Annotated in this window: 4 protein-coding genes and 1 pseudogene; all 5 read left to right on the forward strand. The window is 60.7% G+C overall.

Annotated features, from left to right (window positions below):
- Window positions 1-351 (forward strand): annotated as a pseudogene (locus OQK_RS24920) (aminotransferase); the annotation flags it as partial.
- Between the two features lie 229 nt (window positions 352-580).
- The gene (locus OQK_RS24925) at window positions 581-1,438 is read left to right on the forward strand and encodes a glucose 1-dehydrogenase (protein ID WP_016774822.1); all 858 of its coding nucleotides are present in this window, start codon (window positions 581-583) and stop codon (window positions 1,436-1,438) included.
- Window positions 1,439-1,525: 87 nt separating this feature from the next.
- Window positions 1,526-2,137, forward strand: a complete 612-nt coding sequence (locus OQK_RS24930; RefSeq protein WP_016774823.1) for a Yip1 family protein — start codon at window positions 1,526-1,528, stop codon at window positions 2,135-2,137.
- A gap of 42 nt (window positions 2,138-2,179) precedes the next feature.
- A complete protein-coding gene (locus OQK_RS24935; RefSeq protein ID WP_016774824.1) occupies window positions 2,180-3,523 on the forward strand; it encodes a cation:proton antiporter in 1,344 nt (447 codons plus the stop codon).
- Between the two features lie 27 nt (window positions 3,524-3,550).
- Entirely contained in the window at window positions 3,551-4,000 is a 450-nt protein-coding gene (locus tag OQK_RS24940) for a hypothetical protein (RefSeq protein ID WP_223631008.1), read from the forward strand.
- Window positions 4,001-4,106: the final 106 nt, after the last annotated feature.

The following is a 4,106-nucleotide window of genomic DNA, read 5'->3' on the forward strand; positions in this document are numbered from 1 at the left end:
ATGGAAGCCACCCGCGTCGCCTACAGCGAAGCCGGACCGTGGCTCGCGGAATTGAAAATCTACCTGCAGGCCAACCGCGACTGGCTGGTTGACGCAGTGCGCACGCGCCTGCCGGGCGTGACCATTAACGTGCCGCAGGGCACTTATCTGGCGTGGCTCGATTGCACCGCGCTGGACCTGCCGGATCCGCAGCGGTTCTTCCTCGAACAGGGCAAGGTCGGCCTGAGCGCGGGATTGGATTTTGGCGACCGGCATCAGCAGTTTGTGCGTTTGAACTTCGGTTGCCCGAGGGCGTTGCTGGAAGAAGGGATTGCGCGGATGGAGCGGGCTTTGGCTAACCGCAATCTCTGATCCTGCCCCGAGATTCCCCTGTGTAAGTGATCCCCTGTGGGAGCGAGCCTGCTCGCGAAAGCGTACTGTCAGTCGACATATTTATCGTCTGACAGACCGTTTTCGCGAGCAGGCTCGCTCCCACATTGGTTTTGCATAGCCAACTAAATCCAGCGCAAATCCGATCGAACTCAAGGCAAACCCACCGGGTCAACCCGGAACACTGGCCTTGAAATCAGGAGACCCTGCGATGACTGACTATCCAAAACCACCCTTCCCGAAACAAGCCCAACCGGTGCCCGGCTCGCAACGCAAGATGGAGCCGTATCCAGACTGCGGCGAGCAAAGTTACGTCGGTTCCGGCCGTCTGGCCGGCAAGATTGCGCTGATCACCGGTGCCGACAGCGGCATCGGTCGCGCAGTGGCGATTGCCTTCGCCCGTGAAGGTGCCGACGTCGCCGTGGCTTACCTGAATGAACACGAAGACGCCAAGGAAACCGCACGCTGGGTCGAGCAGGCCGGGCGTCAGTGCATCCTGCTGCCGGGCGATATCGCCGAGAAAGCGCAGTGCCAAGCGCTGGTCGACAAGACCGTCGAGCGCTTTGGCCGCATCGACATTCTGGTCAATAACGCCGCGTTCCAGATGACCCACGAAAACTTCGAAGAAATTCCCGATGACGAATGGGTGATGACCTTCGATGTGAATATCACTGCGATGTTCAGGATCTGTCAGGCGGCGATCAAACACATGCGCCCCGGCTCGTCGATCATCAACACCAGCTCGGTCAACTCGGACATGCCCAAGCCGACCCTGCTGGCCTACGCCACCACCAAAGGCGCAATCGCCAACTTCACCGGTGGCCTGGCGCAGATGCTCGGGCCGAAGGAAATTCGCGTCAACAGCGTCGCACCCGGCCCGATCTGGACGCCGCTGATCGTCTCGACCATGCCCGATGAAGAAGTGCAGAACTTCGGCGGCAGCACCCCGCTCGGCCGTCCCGGCCAACCGGTGGAAGTCGCGCCGATTTACGTGCTGCTGGCCTCCGACGAAGCCAGCTATATCACCGGCCAGCGCTACGGCGTGACCGGCGGCAAACCGATGCTGTAACCGTGCAGCAGAAAAACTGAACCCGAGCGGCATGGCATCTCTCCATACCTGTAAGCGCCTACGGGCCAACAGGAACAGGAGGTTGTCATGTCCGCCCCCCTCGTCAGACTCTTCACCCAACCCAACTTCGCCTGGACCGATATCCGCCGCGAAGAGGAAACCCATCCCCGCCACTATCTCGCGCATCTGCTGCTACTCGCGCTGATTCCGGCCGTGTGCCTGTTCATCGGCACCACCCAGGTCGGCTGGAGCCTAGCCGTGGGTGAAAACGTGCGCCTGAGCACGGCCAGCGCCTTGCAACTGAGCGTGTTGCTGTACGTGACGATCGTCGCCGGTGTCGCGATTATCGGCGGGTTTATCAGATGGATGTCGCGATCATTCGATGCGCGGCCGACGCTCAATCAATGCATCGGTTTTGCCGCCTACACGGTGACGCCGTTTTTCCTCGCCGGGATTGCCGGGCTGTATCCGAGCCGCTGGCTGGCAATTCTGGTGCTCGGCGCGGCGTCGATCTATTCGACGTTTCTGCTGTTCGTCGGCTTGCCGACCTTCATGCATGAGCGCAAGGAGCAGGGCCTGCTGTATTCGGCGTGCGTGTGGGGCGTTGGCCTGCTGGTGCTGGTGACCATGCTGGTGTCGATGATTCTGCTGTGGTTCAACGTGCTCATCCCCGAGTACCTGCGCACGACCGTGAGCTGAGCCGGTGCGCCTCTCCTTGAGAATTCACCGCAGTGAGCGGTCATGAGTTTCGGCGTGTGGGTCGCGGTGCTCGGCGCCGTGCTGCTGACGCTGGCCCTGACGTCGTCATGGTTGCGCTGGATGCCGGTCACCACCTCGGCGGTGTGCCTGCTGCTGGGCATCGGCATCGGCCCCAGCGGCCTCGACCTGCTGCAATTGCCGCTGGAAGAATCGTCGTTATGGATGGAGCACCTGACGGAAGTCGCGGTGCTGTTTTCCTTATTCGTCTGCGGTTTGAAATTGCGCCTGCCGCTGGGCAACAAGACCTGGCGCATCGCTTTTGGTCTGGCCGGGCCGGTGATGATTCTGACGATTATCGGCGTGTGCCTGCTGTTGCACTGGGGCCTGCAATTGCCATGGGGACCTTCCCTGCTGATCGGCGCGATTCTCGCGCCGACCGACCCGGTGCTCGCCGCGCTGGTGCAGGTCAATGATGCGCAGGACGTCGACAGCGTGCGGTTCGGCCTCTCCGGTGAAGCCGGGCTCAACGATGGCGTGGCCTTCCCTTTCGTGATTCTCGGTTTGCTGTTGCTGCACGGTGACGGTAGCGCCGGCGAGTGGCAGCACTGGGTGGTTCGCAGCCTTTTGTGGGCGGTACCGGCGGGTTTGCTCACCGGTTACTGGATGGGCCGTGGCATCGGCCGCATCGCTCTGCTGCTGCGCATTCACAACGAGGACAGCACCCTCGGCCCCAACGATTACCTGACCCTCGCGCTGATCGCGCTGTCCTACGTGGTCGCCGACGCCATTGGCGGCTACGGCTTTCTCGCGGTCTTCGCTGCTGGCCTTGGGCTGCGTCAGGAGGAAGTCAAATCCACGGGCATCACCCAGGCACCTGCCGAGCATCTGGTGCAGCCGGTGGTCGGTCATCAGAACGTCGAACCGCAGAACGCCGTGCATGGCGATACCGAGCAACTGGAAGACAGCCAGGTTGCAGCGGGGATCATGATGGGTGACATGCTGGCGTTCGGCAGTCTGGTCGAGCGGGCGATGGAAGTGTTTCTGGTGACCCTGCTCGGCGTCGTCCTGATAGCGCACTGGGACTGGCGGGCGCTGTGGATCGGCGCGGTGCTGTTCTGCCTGATTCGTCCGCTGAGCGTGGCACTGATGCCGTGGGGCAATCTGCTCAGCGGGCCGCAGCGTTTATTGATCGGATGGTTTGGCATTCGCGGCATCGGCAGCCTGTTCTATCTGTTCTTCGCCCTGAACCATGGCCTGGATTCAGACGTGGCCAAGGTCTGCACCGACATCACTTTGTCGGTGGTGGCCCTGAGCATTCTGCTGCATGGCATCAGCACACAACCGATGCTGGCGCGCTATGAACGCCTGAAGCAACGAAAAAGCTGATTCGTCGGCCGCTGCGCTTGGCTGGAAATGATCGAAGATTTTTCTGCAAAAAAATGGATCGCCGGGCGCGACCCAACGGTCACAACTTTAACCGCGCCAATCATCAGCGCGGCCCGGCAGGTTAGGTTCCCCTGCGGTGAACAGCCTATTAAACGGAACCCCGACACAAACAAGGTCACGGTCATGAACGAATGCTCGACTCCTGCGCAAATCAAGGCTTGCAGAGCACTGGCTCTGGAACGCAATCGTCAACTGTTCGAAGAAGCCCACGAACTGAACCGAGCGGCCAACGCGCTGCTGGAACAGACGCCGACCGACTTCGAACGCTTTGAGCAATACCGGGCACTGCGCAAGAAAGCCGATGCGAAGTTTGAAGATGCGATTGATCATCTCTGTGTGCTGAATGAGGATTTTCCGCCGATTCCGGCGGCGGTGCAGAATGCTGTAACTGCGCGGCGTGAGCTGGAAACTGCGTAATAAAAGTCAAAAGCCCCTCACCCTAGCCCTCTCCCGAGGGAGAGGGGACTGACCGGGGTGTTTTTCGTTATTCATCGACCTGAAAAATCGAGTCGAATACAAATTT

It is taken from the genome of Pseudomonas sp. R62 (assembly GCF_000257605.1).
Taxonomy (GTDB): domain Bacteria; phylum Pseudomonadota; class Gammaproteobacteria; order Pseudomonadales; family Pseudomonadaceae; genus Aquipseudomonas; species Aquipseudomonas atacamensis.